At 69.6% G+C, this 18771-nt stretch carries 18 protein-coding genes and 1 pseudogene; 9 read left to right on the top strand and 10 right to left on the bottom strand.

Annotated elements, in window-relative coordinates; genetic code table 11:
- Positions 1-6: 6 nt before the first annotated feature.
- Positions 7-897, bottom strand: coding sequence for a hypothetical protein (locus D7Y15_RS29400; RefSeq protein ID WP_158629131.1), 891 nt, complete (start codon positions 895-897; stop codon positions 7-9).
- A 278-nt stretch (positions 898-1175) separates the two neighbouring features.
- Here D7Y15_RS29400 and D7Y15_RS29395 point away from each other — a divergent pair, with 278 nt between their 5' ends.
- On the top strand, positions 1176-1874 hold the full coding sequence (locus tag D7Y15_RS29395; RefSeq protein WP_121754626.1) for an NADPH-dependent F420 reductase: 699 nt from the start codon (positions 1176-1178) through the stop codon (positions 1872-1874).
- 45 nt (positions 1875-1919) lie between these two features.
- On the top strand, positions 1920-2444 hold the full coding sequence (locus D7Y15_RS29390) for a 2'-5' RNA ligase family protein (protein WP_120577886.1): 525 nt from the start codon (positions 1920-1922) through the stop codon (positions 2442-2444).
- Here the strand turns inward: D7Y15_RS29390 and D7Y15_RS29385 are convergent.
- The gene (locus D7Y15_RS29385; protein ID WP_121754625.1) at positions 2425-2844 is read right to left on the bottom strand and encodes an arginine repressor; all 420 of its coding nucleotides are present in this window, start codon (positions 2842-2844) and stop codon (positions 2425-2427) included. The two genes, D7Y15_RS29390 and D7Y15_RS29385, sit on opposite strands and share 20 nt — an antisense overlap.
- A 180-nt stretch (positions 2845-3024) precedes the next feature.
- Here D7Y15_RS29385 and D7Y15_RS29380 point away from each other — a divergent pair, with 180 nt between their 5' ends.
- The 7 genes from D7Y15_RS29380 to argC are packed head-to-tail and all read left to right on the top strand — an operon-like array spanning position 3025 to position 10777.
- On the top strand, positions 3025-4029 hold the full coding sequence (locus D7Y15_RS29380) for an N-acetylornithine carbamoyltransferase (RefSeq protein ID WP_120577888.1): 1005 nt from the start codon (positions 3025-3027) through the stop codon (positions 4027-4029).
- A gap of 60 nt (positions 4030-4089) precedes the next feature.
- Positions 4090-5016 carry an acetylglutamate kinase gene (gene argB / locus D7Y15_RS29375; RefSeq protein ID WP_120577889.1) on the top strand — a complete coding sequence of 309 codons (927 nt, stop codon included), beginning with the start codon at positions 4090-4092 and terminating at the stop codon, positions 5014-5016.
- Positions 5013-6074, top strand: coding sequence for a M20/M25/M40 family metallo-hydrolase (locus D7Y15_RS29370; RefSeq protein WP_121754624.1), 1062 nt, complete (start codon positions 5013-5015; stop codon positions 6072-6074). Before argB ends, D7Y15_RS29370 begins: the two co-directional genes overlap by 4 nt.
- Positions 6067-7416: an argininosuccinate lyase gene (gene argH / locus D7Y15_RS29365; RefSeq protein ID WP_169820821.1), complete on the top strand. Its 1350-nt coding sequence runs from the start codon at positions 6067-6069 to the stop codon at positions 7414-7416. Before D7Y15_RS29370 ends, argH begins: the two co-directional genes overlap by 8 nt.
- A 40-nt stretch (positions 7417-7456) precedes the next feature.
- The gene (gene argG / locus D7Y15_RS29360) at positions 7457-8644 is read left to right on the top strand and encodes an argininosuccinate synthase (protein ID WP_120577892.1); all 1188 of its coding nucleotides are present in this window, start codon (positions 7457-7459) and stop codon (positions 8642-8644) included.
- A gap of 4 nt (positions 8645-8648) precedes the next feature.
- Positions 8649-9710 carry a DUF1611 domain-containing protein gene (locus tag D7Y15_RS29355; RefSeq protein ID WP_121754623.1) on the top strand — a complete coding sequence of 354 codons (1062 nt, stop codon included), beginning with the start codon at positions 8649-8651 and terminating at the stop codon, positions 9708-9710.
- Positions 9707-10777, top strand: a complete 1071-nt coding sequence (gene argC / locus D7Y15_RS29350; protein ID WP_120577894.1) for an N-acetyl-gamma-glutamyl-phosphate reductase — start codon at positions 9707-9709, stop codon at positions 10775-10777. The genes D7Y15_RS29355 and argC overlap by 4 nt, the downstream gene beginning before the upstream one ends.
- A gap of 167 nt (positions 10778-10944) precedes the next feature.
- On the opposite strand, the gene D7Y15_RS29345 is transcribed toward argC, so the two are convergent.
- The 8 genes and pseudogenes from D7Y15_RS29345 to D7Y15_RS29300 all read right to left on the bottom strand — a co-directional run.
- Positions 10945-11625 (bottom strand): hypothetical protein, encoded by a 681-nt coding sequence (locus D7Y15_RS29345; protein WP_121754622.1) that lies wholly within the window; start codon positions 11623-11625, stop codon positions 10945-10947.
- A gap of 22 nt (positions 11626-11647) precedes the next feature.
- Positions 11648-12445, bottom strand: coding sequence for a tRNA pseudouridine(38-40) synthase TruA (truA, locus tag D7Y15_RS29340; RefSeq protein ID WP_120577896.1), 798 nt, complete (start codon positions 12443-12445; stop codon positions 11648-11650).
- 25 nt (positions 12446-12470) lie between these two features.
- Positions 12471-13691, bottom strand: coding sequence for a serine/threonine-protein kinase (locus D7Y15_RS29335; RefSeq protein ID WP_121754621.1), 1221 nt, complete (start codon positions 13689-13691; stop codon positions 12471-12473).
- A 33-nt stretch (positions 13692-13724) separates the two neighbouring features.
- Positions 13725-14711, bottom strand: coding sequence for a class I SAM-dependent rRNA methyltransferase (locus D7Y15_RS29330; RefSeq protein WP_121754620.1), 987 nt, complete (start codon positions 14709-14711; stop codon positions 13725-13727).
- A gap of 14 nt (positions 14712-14725) precedes the next feature.
- A complete protein-coding gene (locus tag D7Y15_RS29325; RefSeq protein WP_120577899.1) occupies positions 14726-16054 on the bottom strand; it encodes an amidohydrolase family protein in 1329 nt (442 codons plus the stop codon).
- A gap of 99 nt (positions 16055-16153) precedes the next feature.
- Positions 16154-16567 carry an Imm70 family immunity protein gene (locus D7Y15_RS29320; RefSeq protein ID WP_120577900.1) on the bottom strand — a complete coding sequence of 138 codons (414 nt, stop codon included), beginning with the start codon at positions 16565-16567 and terminating at the stop codon, positions 16154-16156.
- Positions 16568-16585: 18 nt separating this feature from the next.
- Positions 16586-17050, bottom strand: a complete 465-nt coding sequence (locus D7Y15_RS29315) for a hypothetical protein (RefSeq protein ID WP_147452109.1) — start codon at positions 17048-17050, stop codon at positions 16586-16588.
- A gap of 1484 nt (positions 17051-18534) precedes the next feature.
- A pseudogene (locus D7Y15_RS29300) lies at positions 18535-18771 on the bottom strand (IS4 family transposase); the annotation flags it as partial.

The raw sequence follows: 18771 nt of genomic DNA, 5'->3' as shown, positions 1-18771 counted from the left end.
AGGGAATCACCCTTCCTTCAGGAGGGATGCGAGGCTGATCTCCAGACTGCCGTCGAGCACGCGCAGCAGGCTGTCCAGTTGGGAGGTGTTGAGCGCGAGCCGCCGGGCCAGGCCCTGCCGGGTGTGCTCCAGGAGCGCGTCGCGCGCCTTCGCCATCCACCGCGACACCGTGGACGCATGCACCTGGTGCAGAGCCCCCAGCGACTCCACGCCCAGGCCCTGCACCAACCCCATGCGCAGCAGGTTGCGGTCGCGCGGCGCGAGCGCGGCCAGGGCCTCCGTGAAGGCGGCGCGGAAGGCGGGACGGTAGCGGTGGCGGATGTGCTCCAGCTCCGGATCCGTCGCGCCCAGGTCCGCGGCGATGAGTGCGTCATCCAGCGGCGTGCTCCGGTCCGGCTTGCGCTTGAGCGACAGCGCGATGCCCAGCGCCACGGCCTCCGCCCACCGCCTCAACGGCCCCCGGCCCGCGTACTCCGTGAGGCGCGGAGCTCGGCCGCCCTCCTCCACCAGGAGCCGCAGGCGAGTGAGCTGGAGCACCTCGTCCACGAAGGCGTCCGAGTCCTCCACGCGGCGCACCGCTCGCCCCGCGGGCACCAGTACTGCGGACTCCAGCACATCCAGCGCGGCCCGCTGCCCCTCCACCGACGCCAGCGCCAGATACAGGTCCTCGCAATGCAGCGCGGACAGGGCCTGCGCTAGGGGCTCGCTCGGCGGCGTGTGCAGCCCCAGATGCGCGACGAAGGCCTTGGGAGCAAGCCTGACGCCAGGCCAGGCTGCCTCGCAACGCTCGAGGATGCCCATCAGGATGGGCGCAAGCGCCGTGTCCTCCTCGGAGGACAGGGTTCGCGCGGCGGTCCCCCGGAAGGCCGCGACCAGCTCGGATGGAATGTGGGCCATGGCAGCAGGGCGGGTCTCCCAAGGACCAGCCCGGACCGGAACGTTAGCGAATGCCCGGGTCGGGGCGGAAGGCCCCCATCCGCTCGCACGTCCGGCAGGAAGGCGTCGGACCCAGGCCCCAAGCGTTGACGCCGGAACACCCGGAGCAGGAAGTCCACCCATCAGGTCGTCCGCACGCGGGTCCGGTGGCAATCCAACAGGACCGCGAATCACGCACGCGGGCCGCGCATCCGACCGGCGCTTGCAGTCGTGGGACTCACTTTCCGGACGAGGACGACATGAAGATCGGAATCATTGGCGCGGGATTCATCGGTGGAACCCTGGCTCGGCGGTGGACGCAGCTGGGCCATGAAGTATCCATCGCGAACTCACGCGGACCGGACACCCTGCGCGACCTCGCGAAGGAGACGGGCGCGAAGGCCGTCACGGTCGAAGAGGCGGCGAAGGCCGGCGAAGTCGTCGTCGTGACCATCCCCCAGAAGGCAATCCCTGACCTGCCGAAGGGCCTGTTCGCGAACGTGCCGAAGGACGTCGTGATCATCGACACGGGCAACTACTACCCCGTGCGCGACGGCAGCATCCCGGAGCTGGAGAACGGCAAGGTGGAGAGCGAGTGGGTCGCCTCGCTCATCGGCCGCCCCGTCATCAAGGCCTTCAACAACATCTTCTTCCAGAGCCTCCTGGAGAAGGGCCTGCCGAAGGGCACGCCCGGCCGGGTGGCGCTGCCCATCGCGGGGGATCCGCCCGAGCACCGCGCGAAGGTGCTCAAGCTCGTGGAGGAGCTGGGCTTCGACGGCATCGACGCGGGAAGCATCGCCGATTCGTGGCGCCAGCAGCCCGGCACGCCTGTCTACACCCACGACTTCGACGCGCCGGGCGTGAAGAAGGCCCTCGCCGATGCAGAGCGCTCGCGCCTGCCGGAGTACCGCAAGAAGGCCGACGACTCGCTGCGGGCCTTCTTCGCGTCGCAAGGCTGAGCGCCTCTTGTGCCCCTGGGGCTTCGGACGGAAGGTGTGCGCCGCATGGCCGCCCTCCCCGAAGCCCCGCTGCTCGTCACCGCTGAGCTGGAGCCAGAAGCCTTCACGCGCCTGGACGGCCTGCGCCGCCGCTACTTCCCACCCGAGCGCAACGTCATCCCGGCGCACGTGTCCCTCTTCCACCACCTGCCCGGGCATGAGCAGGACGCCGTGGAGGCAGCGCTCGAGGTCGTCACCGAGCGCCCCCCGCCCACGCTGCGCTTCACGAAGTTGCGGAGCCTGGGACGCGGCATGGCGGTGGACGTGGAAGCCCCCGGCCTCACGCCCGTGCACCGCGAGCTCTCCCGCGCCTACGTGGAGTGGCTCACGCCGCAGGACCGTCAGCCCTTCCGGCCCCACGTCACGCTGATGAACAAGGCCACCGTGGAGGAGGCGAAGGCCGCGCTCGCGGAGCTGGGCGCGGGCTGGTCCGCCTTCGACTCGCACTCGCCCGCGCTGCTGCTCTGGCGCTACCTCGGCGGCCCGTGGGAGTCCGTGCGCCGGTTCCCGTTCACGGGCCGCGCTGGATGAGCTCCTCCACCGCCTCGCGCACGTCCCGCAGGTACGACGGATCCCTCACCGCGATGAAGATGGTGTCGTCACCCGCCACCGTGCCCGCCAGACCCTCCACCGCCTCGCGGTCCAGCGCCAGCCCGAAGATCTGCGCGTAGCCGGGCGCAGTCTTCAGCACCAGCATGTTGGGCGGCGCTTCGATGATGGACACCCTGGGCGCGAGCGGCACGGTCACCACCGGCGGCTCGGCGCGCTGGTAGCGCCCGTTCACCTTCTGCACGCTCAGCTTCTTCAGCCGCCGCGACAGCGTGGACTGGCTGGGCGAGTGCCCCGCCTCTTCGAGCAACGACTGCAGGACGAACTGATCCGGCACGTCCTGGAGGGAGATGAGCTGAAGGATGGCGTCGTCCAGGTTCATTCACATTCACCATGCATGCGGCTGAATACGCACGCAAGGCGCATGAAAAATCCCAGTGAATGTTCTTGCGCGCTGCGCCGTTCTGCATAATATCCGCGCCTCCTCAAGGAATATGCACGAATTCAAGTGCATATTCAGCAGTCCCCATCCATCCGGCGCGGCCGGGGGAGCACGAAGCCCATGAAGCATGTCACCCGCATTCAGGACCTGGGCCCGGAAGGCGTCGAGGCGGTCCTCTCGCAGGCGGCCGCGTGGAAGCTGAAGGATCCGGGCCACATCTTCCCGGGGAAGCTCCTGGGCATGGTGTTCTTCAACCCGTCCCTGCGCACGCGCACGTCCTTCGAGGCGGTCATGCTGCGCGCGGGCGGGCACGCCATCGTGCTCGACGTGGGCTCTGGCGTGTGGAAGCTGGAGGACCGGCCCGGCGCGGTGATGAACGCGGACCGCGCGGAGCACATCAAGGAGGCGTCGCCCGTCCTGTCGCGCTTCGTGGACATGCTCGGCATCCGCACCTTCTCCCAGGGTGGCGGTGACGAGGAGGACGAGGCCGACCCCGTCATCAACGCCTTCCGCAAGTGGGCCACCGTACCGGTGGTGAGCATGGAGTCCGCGCGCGAGCACCCCTGCCAGGGTCTGGCGGACGCGCTCACCCTGCGCGAGACGTTCGGCACCACGAAGAAGCTGCCGGTGACGCTCACCTGGGCGCCGCACATCAAGCCGCTGCCCAAGGCCGTGCCCAACTCCTTCCTCCTGTCCGCGGCGGCCGCGGGCTGCGAGGTGCGCGTGGCGCATCCCCCGGGCTTCGACCTGCACCCGGCCGTGCGCGCGGAGGCGGAGGCGTACGCCAAGGCCACCGGCGGCAGCATCACGTACACGCACGACCAGGACGAGGCGCTGGTGGGCAGCCGCGCCGTGTACGCGAAGTCCTGGGGCCCCACCGCGCAGACGGCGAGCACGCCCACGGACGTGGCGGCGCTGCTCGCGTCGTACTCGGGCTGGATGCCCACGCGCCGGCACATGGGGAAGGCCGCGAAGGACGCGGCGTTCCTGCACTGCCTGCCCGTGCGCCGCAACGTGGAGGTCGCCGACGAGGTGTTGGATCACGCCAGCAGCCGCGTCGTGGATGAGGCGGGCAACCGCTACCACGTGCAGCGCGCCCTCCTGGCCTGGATGCGCGGCGGCTGATTCACACGGCCCGCCGCCCCACCCTTCTTCCGTCCCCTTTTGCATTTCCAGAGGTCCACCGTGCCTTTGTCTCCCGACCCGTACGCCGCGCTTCGCAACGCGGCGAAGTACGTGAAGCAGTTCCGCAGCAAGACCTTCGTGGTGAAGCTGGGCGGGGCCGTGCTGACGGATCCGCGCACCCGCAAGACGGCGTGCGAGCAGATCGCCCTCCTGTGGGCCTTCTCCATCCGCCCCGTCGTGGTGCACGGCGGCGGTCCGGAGCTGGACGCGCTCTGTGACGCCCTGCACCTGCCCATCGAGAAGGTGGCCGGCCGCCGCATCACCTCCGCGCCCGTGCTGGACGCGGCGAAGATGGTGCTGGCGGGCAAGCTGCACACGGACCTGCTCGCGGACCTCCAGGCCGCGGGGGTGCCCGCGGTGGGCCTGTCCGGCGTGGACGCGGGCCTCATCAAGGCGCGCAAGCGCCCGCCCGTGCTGGTGACGGAGCCCGGCGAGACGCAAGGCCGCATGGTGGACTACGGCCTCGTGGGCGACATCGAGTCCGTGGACACGCGCGTCGTGGAGCACCTGCGCTCCGCCGACTACGTGCCGGTCATCGCCCCGCTGTCGGGCGGCCAGGACGGCGCTGTCTACAACACCAACGCGGACACGGTGGCGGCGGCCCTGGCGGCGGCGCTGCATGCGGAGAAGCTGTTCTTCATGGTGGAGGTGCCGGGGCTCCTCAAGGACGTCTCCGACCCGTCGTCCCTCATCTCGCTGGCCACGCTGTCGGACCTGGCGTCGCTGGAGGCCGAAGGCCGGCTCACGGGCGGCATGCGTCCCAAGGCGCACGCCATGCGCCACGCGCTCGTGGGCGGCGTGGGCAGCGTGCATCTGGTGAGTGGCAAGCAGTCCGATGCGCTGTTGGAGGAGGTCTTCACCAACGAGGGCAGCGGCACCATGGTCGTGCGCGAGCACCCGGTGAAGCACGGCGAGGCCAAGGGTTGAACCCCGCCGAGCTGCTCACCGCGCTGGTCGCCACGCCCAGCGTCTCCGGCGACGAGGCCCGCATCGCGGACCTCGTCGCGGGCCATGCGGAGTCCTGGGGTGCCCGCGTGCACCGCCAGGGCCACAACGTGTGGTTCAGCGTGGGCAGCGGGCCGAAGCGCCTGCTCGTCAACTCACACCTGGACACGGTGAAGCCGTGCGCCGGGTGGAACACGGAGCCGCACGAGGCCGTGTGGAAGGACGACACGCTCTACGGCCTGGGCGCCAACGACGCCAAGGGCTGCGTCACCGCCATGCTCCTCACCGCGAAGGCGCTCCTGGAGGAAGGCGCGCCGAAGGGTGTGGAGTGCGTCTTCGCGCTCACCGCCGAGGAGGAGACGGGCGGCAAGGGGCTGGGACCGCTCTTGTCCACGCTGGGGCCGCTGGACGCCGCCATCGTGGGCGAGCCCACGTCGCTCAAGCCCTGCACGGCGCAGCGGGGCATGCTGCTCTTGCGCTGCGTGGCGCACGGCAAGAGCGGTCACGTGGCGCACGCGCACACGGGCAATCTGGACAACGCCATCCTCAAGGCGGCCCGGGACATCCAGGCCGTGTCCGCGCTGCGCTTCCCCGCGCACCCGCTGCTGGGTGAGGCGCGAGCGCAGGTGACGCAGGTGTCCGGAGGACTGGCGCGCAACCAGGTGCCGGACCGGTGCGAGTTCTTCGTGGACCTGCGCACGACGCCGGGCATGGACCACGCGAAGGTGGCGGAGGACGTGGGGCAGGCGCTGGAGAGTGAAGTGGTGGTGCACTCCGCGCGCTACCTGCCGAAGGGCACGGACGCGTCGCACCCGCTGGTGCGCGCGGCGGTGGTGGCGTCGGGCCAGGACACGGTGGGCTCCAGCACCACGTCCGACTGGGCGTTCCTGGGAGACATCCCGGCGGTGAAGGTGGGCCCGGGCGACACGCTGCGGAGCCACCAGGCCAACGAGTACCTCACGCGCGCGGAGCTGGAGGCGGGGCTCGCGTTCTATCGACGACTGCTGCACGGCTATGCCGGGGAGGTGTCGCGTGGCTGAGACATTGTGGGGCAAGGGCCAGCCGCTGGACGCGGCCATCCACGCCTTCACCGTGGGCGATGACCCCGTGGTGGACCTGTCGCTGGTGCCGCACGACGCGCTGGGCAGCGCCGCGCACGCGCGCATGCTCGCGCACGTGGGCCTGCTCAGCCCGGAGGCCGCCACGTCGCTCGTGTCCTCCCTGCACGCGCTCCACGACGAGGCGCGCGCGGGCCGCTTCACCATCCGCCCGGAGCAGGAGGACGGCCACACCGCGCTGGAGGCCGCGCTCGTGGAGCGCACCGGCGAGGCGGGCAAGCGCATCCACCTGGCGCGCTCGCGCAACGACCAGGTGCTGCTGGCCCTGCGCCTGTTCATGCGTGAGGAGCTGCTCGCGCTGGGCGCGCGCACGGCGGAGCTGGCGGGCACGTTCCTGGACTTCGCGGAAGCGCACGCGGACCTGCCCCTGCCCGGCTACACGCACCTGCGCCGCGCGATGCCGTCCACCTTCGGCCTGTGGGGCATGGCGTTCGCGGAGGGACTGCTGGAGGAGCTGGAGGCGCTGAAGGGCGTGTGGGGGCGGCTCGACCGTTGCCCGCTGGGCGCCGCCGCGGGCTTTGGTGTGCCGCTGCCCATCGACCGTGAATATGTCGCGCGGTTGCTCGGTTTCAGTCGAGTTCAACGCAGCCCCATCGACGCGCAGGACAGTCGGGGGAGGCATGAAGCGGCGCTGCTCACCTGGGCGTGCTCGGTGGCGGGCACTCTGGAGAAGTGGCTTTGGGACGTGCAGCTCTACAGCATGGACGAGTTCGGCTTCCTGGCCCTGCCGGATGCCTTCACGACCGGCTCGTCCATCATGCCGCAGAAGAAGAACCCGGACGTGGTGGAGCTGGCCCGGGGCCGCTGCCGCGAGCTGCGCGGCCTGGCGCATCAGGTGGAAGCGGTGGCCGGCGGGCTTCCCTCCAGCTACCACCGTGACTTCCAGCTGCTGAAGCGCCCCACCCTCCAGGCCCTCACCAGCGCGAAGGCGCTGCTGGACGTGCTGGCACGGCTGGTGCCCGCGCTGAAGGTGAACGCGGAGAAGGCTCGCGCGGCGTGCGATGACACGCTCTACGCCGCGCACCACGCCTACGCGCTCGTGGCGAAGGGCCAGCCCTTCCGCGACGCGTACCGGGAGGTGGGCCGTCAGCTCAACGACGGCAGCTTCCAGCCGGACCGCGGCGCGCTGACGGCCACCCACCTGGGTGGCGCCGGCAATCTGGGCCTCGCCACCGCGCGCGAGGAACTGGCGGATGCGCGCGACTGGCTCACGCGCACCCACGCACAGCAGGCACAGGCCGCTTCGCGCGTCTGGGCCCCCTGAAACCTTCCTCACCCCCTTTCGCAGCAACAGGAGTCCGAAGATGAGCAAGAAGTCCGTGGTGCTGGCGTTCTCCGGCGGCCTCGATACCGCCTTCTGCACGGTGTACCTGCGCGAGCAGGGCTGGGACGTCACCACCGTCACCGTGGACACGGGCGGCTTCCCGCCCGAGCAGTTGGAGCGCATCCAGGCCCTGTCCCAGAAGCTGGGCGCGGTGGCGCACCACACGGTGGACGCGCGCGACACCCTGTTCCAGGGCTACCTGCGCTTCCTCATCGCCGGCAACGTGCTGCGCGGCCAGCTCTACCCCCTGAGCGTCTCCGCCGAGCGCGCCTGCCAGGCCGTGGAGGCCGTGCGCATGGCGGAGAAGCTGGGCGTGCAGGCCGTGGCCCACGGCAGCACCGGCGCCGGGAATGATCAGGTCCGCTTCGACGTGGCCTTCCGCACGCTCGCGCCGCAGCTGCAGCTGATCACGCCCATCCGCGACCTGGCGCTCTCCCGTCAGCAGGAGATCTCCTTCCTCGCGGAGCGCGGCTTCCACATGCCGGCGAAGACGGGCACGTACTCCGTCAACGAGGGCATGTGGGGCACGTCCGTCGGTGGCCGCGAGACGCTGGACTCGTGGAGCACCCTGCCGGAAGCGGCCTTCCCCGGTGGTGAAATCCCCACCGACCTGAAGCCTCGACCGCTGATCATCTCCTTCGACAAGGGCGTGCCGGTGGCGCTCGACGGCAAGGCGCTGTCCCCGGTGGACGTGGTGGAGCAGCTCAACGCGCTGGGCCGGCCGTACGGCATCGGCCGGGGCGTGCACCTGGGCGACACCATCCTGGGCATCAAGGGCCGCGTGGGCTTCGAGGCCCCGGCGGCGCACCTGCTCATCGCGTCGCACCGCGAGCTGGAGAAGCTGGTGCTGTCGGGCAAGCAGCTCTTCTGGAAGGAGACGGTGGGCAACCTGTACGGGTCGCTGCTCCACGAGGGGCACTTCTTCGACCCGGTGGTGAAGGACCTGGAGGCGTTCCTCGCCTCCTCGCAGGACCGCGTGACGGGCGAGGTGAAGCTGGTGCTCACCCCGCGCGCCCACGTCGTGGAAGGCGTGCGTTCGCCGCACTCGCTGATGGACGCGAAGGTGGCGACGTACGGAGAGGCCAACGTGTTGTGGACGGGGACGGAAGCGGCGGGGTTCGCCAAGCTCTACGGCGTCGCACAGATGCTCTCTCAGAAAGCGAAGTGACGACATGAAGATCCACGTCGACAAGGTGGGCAGTGTCACGCGCAACCTCCAGGTGGGGCGCACGGTGCACCTCACGGATGAGGTGAAGTGCGAAGAGGGCGCCGTCATCGCGGTGCGCATCCACGGGGAGAAGAGCGTCTACAACCAGTTGGAGGACGTGAACGGCCGGCTCGTCACGCTCCACGCGGGCGACATCGTCGTGGGCGCGCTCGGCCACCGCAACGCGCTGCACGGCTACGAGGGCATCGTGCCTTCGTCCGTCACGGTGGGCGACAAGCTCAACATCCTCAACATGGGCGGCGTCATCGGGAAGTGCACGTCGCACAACCCGGGCGTGGGCGCGCCGTTCGAGGCGGAGGTGCTGGGCCAGGTCCTCACCTTCCCGGAGTTCCAGTCGCGCGCGGGCCAGCACGCGCACATCTCCACCGGCGCGCTCAAGGGCACGTCGCGGGCGGTGACGTGCCCGGTGGTGTACGTGGTGGGCACCTGCATGAACGCGGGCAAGACGTACGCGGCCAGCGTGGTGGTGCGCAAGCTGTCCCAGGCGGGCTACCGCGTGGGCGGCGCGAAGCTCACGGGCGTGTCGCTGATGCGCGACACGCTGTCCATGCAGGACAGCGGCGCGGACGTGGTGATGGACTTCACCGACGCGGGCGTCGTGTGCACCGGCGCGCGCACGGCGTCCAAGGTGGCGCGGATCGTCTTTTCGGAGATGGTGGCCCAGGACGTGGACGTCATCGTCGCGGAGACGGGCGACGGCATCATGGGCGAGTACGGCGTGCAGGCCATCCTGGCGGATCCGGAGCTCAAGGCGCTGGGCGGCGCGTTCATCCTGTGCGCGAACGACCCGGTGGGCGCGGCCGGCGGCGTGCGGCACCTGCGCGAGGTGTACGGCATCGAGATGGACATGGTGGCCGGGCCCGCCACGGACAACGCGGTGGGAGTGCGCTTCGTGGAGCAGGTGGTGGGGCTGCCCGCTCGCAACGCGCGCGCGGATCCGAACGCCCTGGGGAATCTCATCGTGGAGAAGCTCGCGCCCAAGCTGGGAGCGGGGAGGAAGTCATGACGTCGCCTGCGAACATCTACATCCTGGGGGCCTCCGGTTTCGGCGGAGGCGAGCTGTTGCGGCTGCTCTCGGGCCACCCCGGCAACGCCGGCATCCGCGTGGTGTCCCGGCACCACGCGGGTTCGCCCATCCACAAGGTGCACCCGCACCTGCGCGGCCTGGTGGACGGCCGCTTCGAGGCGGAGCCCGACTGGCGCTGGCTGGCGGACTCGCAGCGTCCGGTGGTGTTCAGCGCGCTGGGGCACGGCGAGCTGGCGTCGCAGTTCGCCGGGCTGGAGAAGCAGTGGGCGGACGCGGGCCTCACGGACCGGATGCTGCTGGTGGACCTGTCGTCCGACTTCCGCCTGGACCACCCGGGCCGGTACGCGGGCGCCTACGGCCGGCCGCACCCGTCCCCGGACCTGCTGGGCACGTTCACCTACGGCCTCACGGAGTGGAAGCGTGAGCAGGTGAAGACGGCGAAGCGCATCGCCAACCCGGGCTGCTTCGCCACTGCGGTGCAGTTGGCGCTGCTGCCCATCGCGGCCACGCCGGGGCTGGGGCTCCTGGCGGTGTCGGGTGTGACGGGCTCGTCCGGTTCCGGTTCGCTGCCGGGCGAGGGCACGCACCACCCGACGCGCGCGCATGACTTCCGCGCGTACAAGCCGCTGGAGCACCAGCACGAGGCGGAGGTGGAGGTGATGCTGGTGGCGCACGGAGCGCAGCGGCACCGGCTGGCCTTCGTGCCGCACTCGGCGCCCATGGTGCGCGGCATCTTCGCCACGGTGCAGTTCGAGTGGCCGGAGCACGGCGGCGCGGTGGTGACGCAGTCGCTGACGGAGAAGTACCGCCGCTACTACGAGGGCTCGAAGTTCGTGCGCATCGTGGAGGGCACGCCGCGCGTGGCGGCGGTGGCGGGCAGCAACTTCTGCGACATCTCCGTGGCGACGAAGGGCCGCTCCGTGGCGGTGATGGCCGCGCTGGACAACCTGGTGAAGGGCATGGCCGGCCAGGCCGTGCAGAACTTCAACGTGGCCCTCGGCTTCCCCGAGGACACCGGCCTGCGCCAGGCGGCCTGCTACCCGTAGGCGGTTGAACCCGAGGCGGCTTCGGCGCGGAGCCGGAGCCGCCTTTGTCGTTGGCCGCCATCCCGTGCGGCCGATTCCGAGCCCGGCCCGCGCTCGCGGCCTCAAGCCGCGGGCGTCTTCGGCACGTCGCTAGAGGCGCGGCGCCCATCCCAGCACCGCGCTCGTCCTCAAGCCGCGGGCGTCTTCGGCACGTCGCTCGGGGGCGCGGGGGTCTCCCCTGTGCTGCTCGCTTCACCCGTCGGCGCGGTCGCGGCAGGTGCGTTCCCGGACGCGGACGGAGCTTCGGCGGCGCCACCCTCGCGCTGCTCCAGACGCGCGCCCCCGGCTTCCGCGGCCTTGAGGAACTCGTCGTACTCCGACTTGCGGGCGACGGCCTTCGCCTCGGCCTCCGCGGAGCCCTTCTCGGCGGCGGCGCGGCCCGCGCGGATGGCCCGGGCGCTCAGCAGGATGCCTCCCACGAAGGCCACCCCCCGCAACACCGACGCGAAGGTCCAGCCCGTGGTGAAGCTCTCCATGCCATCGCGCACGAAGTTGAGCGCGAGCACGAACACGCCGCCGGACAGCGCGGCCCCCACTGCGGTGGTCCACGTGCGCAGCGCGACGATGCGGGCGGCGCCGTAGCAGAGCGTCGGCAGCACCGCGAGCACCCACAGGTTCTCCAGCGCCACCGCCACCGGGATGCGCAGGAAGTCGGAGGGCAGCGCATTCACCCGCGCGTGCAGACGCAGCACCAGCGACACGCTGAGCATGGCCCCCACCACCAGCGACAGGAACCCCAGTCCGACGATGAACTGGAAGCGGCGGACGCGGACGCGCAGGGGCTCGAGGGCACTGGGTTTGGAGCTCACGGCCCGAAAGCCTACCGCACTCTCACCCTTCGTCCTCTTCCCCGACAGCCGAGTCCCCCGCCGAGCGAGGGGGCGGGCCGTCGCCGTAGAAGACCTCCTCCATCACCAGCCCCTGCGGCGGCGCGGTGGCCCCAGCCAGCTTGCGCTCGCGCGAGGCCAGCACTTCTGCCACCCAGGCCTCGGGGCGGCGGCCCTTACCCACCTCCACCAGCGTGCCCACCAGGTTGCGCACCATGTGCTTGAGGAAGGCGGTGCCCTCCACCACGAAGGCCACGGTGTCGCCGGACGTGCCTTCCACGCGCACCTGCCGGATTTCGCGCACCGCGTGCTTCGCCTGGCAGTCCGCGGCGCGGAACGCGGAGAAGTCATGCCGGCCCACCAGGGCCTGGGACGCGCGGCGCATGGCCTCCACGTCCAACGGGGCGAACACCTCCCAGTGCGTCGTGCGCAACAGGGGGGACCGCATGCGCCGGTTGCTCACCCGGTAGCGGTAGCGCTTGCCGCGCGACCAGCGGCGCGGGTCGAACTCCGGCGACACCTCCTCCGCGGCCACCACCGCGATGTCCGGAGGGAGGATGCCGTTGAGGCCCATGGTGTAGGCCTTCATCGGAAGCACGCGCTGCGTGTCGAAGCTGGCCACCTGCCCCGTCGCGTGCACGCCCGAGTCAGTGCGTCCGGCGGAGGCAACGAAGACGCGTTCCCCCAGGAGCTTCTGGAGCGCGTCCTGGAGCGTGGACTGGATGGACGGGCCATTGGGCTGCACCTGCCAGCCCACGTACCGAGTGCCTTCGTATTCGAGCGTCAACTTCAGCCGGGGCATGGGCAAGGCTAGCAAAGGCACGCAATCAGCGCGACTTCAGCCATCCCTCCAACACATCCGCCGCGAGCTTCGCCAGGGAGACGTTCGCCTTGCGCGCCTGGGCCTCCAGCTTTTCATACACCGCCGGGTCCACCGTCAGCGCGAGCAGGCGCGGCTCGGTGGCGGGGAGGTCGTCCAGGTGCATGGCCTCCGTGGGCGGGCCGTCCACGGACGCCGCCACCTCCGACAGCTCCAGCGCCATCTCCGACGTGGGCGCGGAGGACTGGCGCGTGGACAGGCGCTTCAATTCCTGCGGGCGCTCGTCCTCGAAGAGCTGCTTGACGAAGTTGGCCAGGTGCAGCGGCGAGGGCGTGAAGTCGTAGGACTCCAGGAAGGCGTCCAGGTCGCGCTGCATGTCCAACGCCGTCTGGTAGCGGCGCTCGCGGTCGCGGGCGAGCGCGCGCATCAGGATGGCCTCCACGCGCTCCGGCAGGTCCTCGCGGAAGTATGACGGCGCGTAGATTTTGGCTTCCGTGATGCTGCGCATGACGGCGACGTCGGAGTCGCCGGTGAAGAGCTTGAAGCCGGTGAGCCACTCGTAGAGGACGGTGCCCAGCGAGAAGATGTCGCTGCGGCAGTCCAGCGGCCGGCCCAGGCACTGCTCCGGGGACAGGTAGCTGAGCTTGCCTTTGATTTCCCCGGAGCGCGTCTCCTCCACCTGGTTGGCGGCCTTGGCGATGCCGAAGTCGAGCACCTTCACCGAGCCGTCGAACGCGACGACGATGTTCTCCGGCGTGACGTCGCGGTGGACGATGTTGAGCGGGTTGCTGTAGCGGTCCTTCTTCTGGTGCGCGTAGTGCAGGCCCGCGCAGACGCAGGAGGCGATCTTCAGCGCGTACACCATGGGGAAGGGAATCCCCAGGGACTCGGCCTTGGGCACGACGCGGCGCATGTCCCGGCCGGACACGTACTCCATGGCGATGAAGTAGCTGTCGACGATCTTCCCCAGGTCGTGGATCTGCACGATGTTGGGGTGATTGAGCTGGGCCGCCAGCCGCGCCTCGTTGAGGAACATCTTCACGAAGGCCGCGTGCTTGGACAGATGCGGGCGGATGCGCTTGATGACGATGGGCGTCTCTTCGCCGCTGGCATCCAACTGGTGCGCGAGGAAGATCTCCGCCATGCCCCCCACGGCGATCCGATCGATGAGCCGGTAGTTGCCGAAGCGGAACGCATCGCGCGGAGGCGAGGAGGCGGCGGGAGCCATGGAAGCAATGTAGCCGCGCCCCGCCCGGGGGCGCTAACGAAGTTGGACGACGTGCACCTTGAGTGCCGGTTCCTCACCTGGAGGTGTCGGAAAGTCGAGCCCCGAGGGACCGAGCGACCCCACTGTCTTCCCCGCCCTGCCAGCCCGCGTCACACCTTCCAGCACCATGGTTTCGAAGCGGCGCGAAGGCAGTCCCGCCAGATTGCAGCAGGCGACCAGGCGGCCCCTGGGAGCAACCACCTTCGCGGCGGCTTCCGCCAGCCGGGCGTAGTCGCGAGCGGCGGAGAAGCGCGTCGTCTTGGTAGTGGAGAACGACGGAGGGTCCGCGACCACGACATCGAAGGACTCCCCCTTCTTCGCGAGCCGCCCGAGCCAATCGAAGACATCGCCAGCCACGTAGTCGTAGCGCTCCACGGATTGTCCGTTGAGGCGCGCGTTCTCCTCGCCCCATTCGAGCACGCGGCGGCTGGCGTCCATGTTGAGCACGCGCTTCGCGCCCCCGGCGGTCGCGGCGACACCGAAGGCGCAGGTGTACGCGAAGAGGTTGAGGACGGTGAGGCCGGAGGCCTGGGCCTGGAGCCACGCGCGGGTGTCGCGCATGTCCAGGTAGAGGCCCACGGAGAGGCCCTGTCCGGGGCGGATGTGGAAGGACAGGCCGTTCTCCTTGGAGACGAAGTCCTCCACGGGTTCACCCCGCGCGGCGGACTCCGGAGCGAGCGCGTCCTTCGCCACGTTGGCGAGCACGCGAGCCTCACGGGGACGGCGCTTCAGGTAGACGCTCCGGGGCGTCCACGCGGCGACGGCGGCGTCGAGCAGTGTGACTTCCTCGGCATCCGTCAGGTCGCGGTAGAGGCTGACCACGACGACGTCGCCGAAGACATCCGCCGTCACGTCGGGCACGCCGTCCGCGGCGCCGTTCAGGAGGCGGAAGGCGGAGGTGGCGGGGTCCGAGAGCAGCGGACCCCGGCGGGCGCGGGAGGCGCGCAGCAGGTCCACGAGGCGGGGAGGCAGGGCACTCACGCGCCCCTTCTACCCTACGAACCCAGCCGTGCGCGGGACCAGACGCGGCCGAGCGCGGCGGCGGCGTCCCGGGCCAGGTCCACGAAGTCGCTGCCCAGCAGCTGCCCCTCACGGACGCAGACGCGGCCATCCACGATGGTCCACGCCACGCGGGCGGCGGTGAGCTGCCCCAGGAGGAAGGGCGCGTAGCCCGTCTCCGGGTCCGCGGCGGGGATGGCGTCGTAGACGACGAGGTCCGCGATGCTGCCCTCGTCCACGCCGCCCGACGGCTTGCCGTACAGGCGGGTGCACAGCTCCGCGGGGCCGCTGACGAACAGGTGCGCCAGCGAGTCATCCAGGTCCGGCATGCGGCCGGAGCGCGCCAGGGACAGCATGCTGACGAGCGCCCCCGCGAGCTCCTCCTGGAGGGTGCCATGGCCGCCGGTGCCCAGGCCCACGAGGTGGAGGCTGGACAGCGCGCCGTCAGCGGATTCGGCCGCGCGGTCCATGGAGCGCGTGGCGCGGGGCGTGAGAGCGATGAAGGTGCCGGAGGCGGCCAGCCGCTCGGACTCGGAGCGCTCCACGGCGCGCGGGTAGCCGGCGATGGCGTGGGGGCCCAGCAGGCCCAGCGCGTCCAGGCGCGGCACGACGCGGCGGCCGTGCGTGGCGTACGTGGTGGAGAGGTCGTCCTCGTTCTCCGCGATGTGGAACACGACGGACGCGTTCAGCTCCTTGCGCAGCTCCGCGATGCGGGACAGGAGCGGGTCCTCGCAGGTGTAGGACGCGTGGAAGCCGAGTGCGCCACGGACGCGAGGGTGTTCGCGGTAGCGGCGGACGAAGTCGGCGTTGGCATCCGCCTGGGCGTTGGCCACATCGGCGCCATCCAGGCTGTGCGTGGAGTGGGACGTGACCAGGCGGATGCCCAGGGTGTTCGCGGCGCGGGCCTGGGCCTCCAGGGCGCCGGCGACGTCGGTGGGGCACGACAGGTGGTCCACGACCAGGCTGACGCCATCGAGCAACGCGCGGGCGGCGGCGAAGCGGGTCAGGACCTCCACGTCCTCGGCGGTGAGGAGGTTGGCCACCGAGCGCATGCGCTCCAGACGCGAGCGGGGCTGGCGCAGGAGGAAGTCGCCATTGGGGGGCAAGAGCTGCCCGTTGACCATGTGCGAGTGACAGTCCACGAGCCCGGGGGCGACGAGGCGGCCTCGACAGGCCACTTCCCAGTCACCAGGGAGCACGGGCACCTCGGCGTCCGGGGCGACGCGGCGGATGATGCCCTCTTCGACCACGACGGCCATGCCGTGGCGGACGCGACCGTCCGCACGGAACACGGCGCAGTTCTTCAGAAGCAGTCGGCCTTCCATGGACCTTCCCGTTTTAGCACGGGGTGGGTGGAGGATGAACCCCGTCTCCTACCTGGAGTCCCCGAAGGGCGAATCCATGCAGGCCGCCGACCCGGGAACTCACTGAAACGAGATGGGAGCCCGGCGCTCGAGCGCGAATTCCACCAGGTCCTGCAGGGCCTCCACCAGGAAGCCACCACTCACGGCGAGGAACGACTCGAACGCGTTTCGAGGCACGAGCCCCATGGAACCTGCCTCGCTTCGTTGCCACTCGGACGCAAAAGCGACCGGCGGGCGCGCCATCATCTCCCTTGCGATGACCGCCAGTTCCTCACGCAACCGCTCGCATTCGGGGACGGACCACTCGCCATCACAATCCGAGTGCACGATGAGCACAGGGAACCGAGAGCCCGGCTTCCCGGCCTCCAGCTCGCGAGTGACATAGTCACGTAACGCGTTGAAGTCCGAATAACCCCCAACCGCGACCTCCTCCAAATCCTCATCACCTTCATGGACAACAAGACACAGACCCACGCGGACTCCTACCTCTCGTCAATCTGAGTAGATGCAGTGCATCGTCACCGGATCGAAGACCGCATTCTGGCCTTCTCCGAAATCGACCACCAGATACGGAGGGTTGGTCCTCCGCAAGTGAATCCTGACGGGCTCAGGCTCCGTCTCGAAGCGGAAGGTGGCGGGCTGATCCAGCCACCACGCCTTCGCCCGCGCGTACTCCTCCTCCGACAAGACACCATCCGCCCGGCTCGAGAATGCACGGACACGGGCCTCATTGTCCTGAAGCAGGGCCTTGAGACGGCCCCACTCGCCCCAATGTCTGCCAGCGATCTGCCCGAAGACTGGCAGCAGCACGAGGAACGACACCAGGGTCAACGGAAGCATCACCCATCGCCAGAACTGGACGATCTGATCAGCCTCCCTCCGGGCGACGAAGAAGCACCCATGGCCCACCAGGAGGAGCAGCCATCCAAAGAGCGCGACCTCCGCGAGCATGTCCACGGGTGGGTCACCAGGGAAGGGGTGCGGATCCCCCCACACGATGCCGCCAATTCCCAGGGCACACAGCCCAACCGCGATGCCCACCGACGGCACGAAGCCACACACCAATCCAACGACTCCCAATCGTGGGAGCCAACGAGGAGACACGCTCATCCCTGGGTTCGGCGCTCGAAGCGCCACCTCCACACCCAGAGCGCGGCGAACGCTCCCCGTGTCGCTAACAGCAGCAACATCACCGCGAGCCCGGGTAGGGTCATCCCCGGTCCCAACGGGACGTCCAGCCCCATCAGCCAACGAGACCACCCTCCGGGCAAGACACCCATGAGAAAGACCCAGGGCAGCGGCCCCAGGTACGCCCCAACGAAGATCCAGACAATCTGTACGAATCGCATGACCGTCCTACGGGATGGGCGTTCCCTGCATGAGCAGTGACCAGGCAGCAGGAGCCATGGGCTCACCTACCAATTCATACGTCTCGCGCTTCTGCCGCGCGGGAACAACACCCAGGTCCCGGAAGAATCGCTCGTTTCCCCAGACGGCGCCAAACCCCTCATGGCGGCAGACGAACAGCTTCAGCAACCAGAACCATGACGACTGGACCGAACCCCAACATCGCAGCCAGCGTCGTCAATGGGAACCACCCGACAGCCACGACGAGCCACGCCATCCACGTCCAACGCCAGCGCGGCAGAGGCCCTCGGTGCAAGGCGAGCGACACCCCGCCCAACGCCAAGACGACCAGTGCAAAGCCATGGAGCAGGCCTCGCAGGAGGCTTGAGAGGTACGAGGCGAGTGGAAACGGCGGCAGGATGAGGAGGTGGTAGACCCAGACCAGAGCGGACACGACCATGGCAGCCCGGAGCACCAGCGGGGGCGACGCCACTTTCATCTCCTGGGAGGTCGCAGTCATCCGTCACATCTCCGAGGCACGGATACAATGTCCGAGAAGCCCCGCGACTCGGCCATCGGAGGTCTTCACGCAGAGCCACTTCTCGGGACATACCGAGTCGTTCCACGGGTCACAAACAAGCTCACAGGTAGACCCCGCGTCAACGTGAGCGAAATTCGTGCGGCCGGCACATACCAGGCCAGTCCCGCAGCCTCCCGCTGGGAAACACTCCGTTCCAATCCGCTCAAGCACGGCCGCAGGGACTTCTCTGGGGTCCGCACCTCGCTTGCAGCCCATGTGCACGCCGAGCAGGACGAATAGCAGCGTCGAAGCAACGAGCCTCATGGCCCCTCCATGCCTCAGTCCGACGGAAGGCAGTCATCGTGGTCGGGCCTCTCAATGATGCCCTCCGTGGAGGTTGTGCCAGTGGGGCATGTCTGAACGCATCTCCATCAGGAGTCACCCGGAGGGGTGCAAAAAGATCCTGGCCCATCGGTAAAAAATCCCCCGCCGCACTGCTCGCCGCTCGGGCAGTCCGAAGTCTCTTCGCACGCCCGCTGACAGGTACCTGAACCTGGTGTCCTGAGCCATCCCCTCATATGAAACCGAGCGCTTCTTTGAAGACAGGGTGCTGATGGAGGAGTTCGGCGAAGCGCTCGACAAGCGGAAGCAGTCGCTCCTCCTTCATCATGGGAATGGCTTGGCAATACATGCAGCCCTGTCGGAAGAGCGAGTAGGTGCGCGTCTTGGCTGTGTTGGCCTTCAAACCCTTCTCCATCCCGAGACTCTCCCCCGCGGCGCCCAGCAGCGTCAGCAGCACCTGGGACAAGGC

The sequence above is a fragment of the Corallococcus sp. AB030 genome, from assembly GCF_003668965.1.
GTDB classification, from domain to species: Bacteria; Myxococcota; Myxococcia; order Myxococcales; family Myxococcaceae; genus Corallococcus; species Corallococcus exiguus.
The sequence above is the reverse complement of the archived record's forward strand: the minus strand, read 5'-3'. Positions and strand labels throughout refer to the sequence as shown.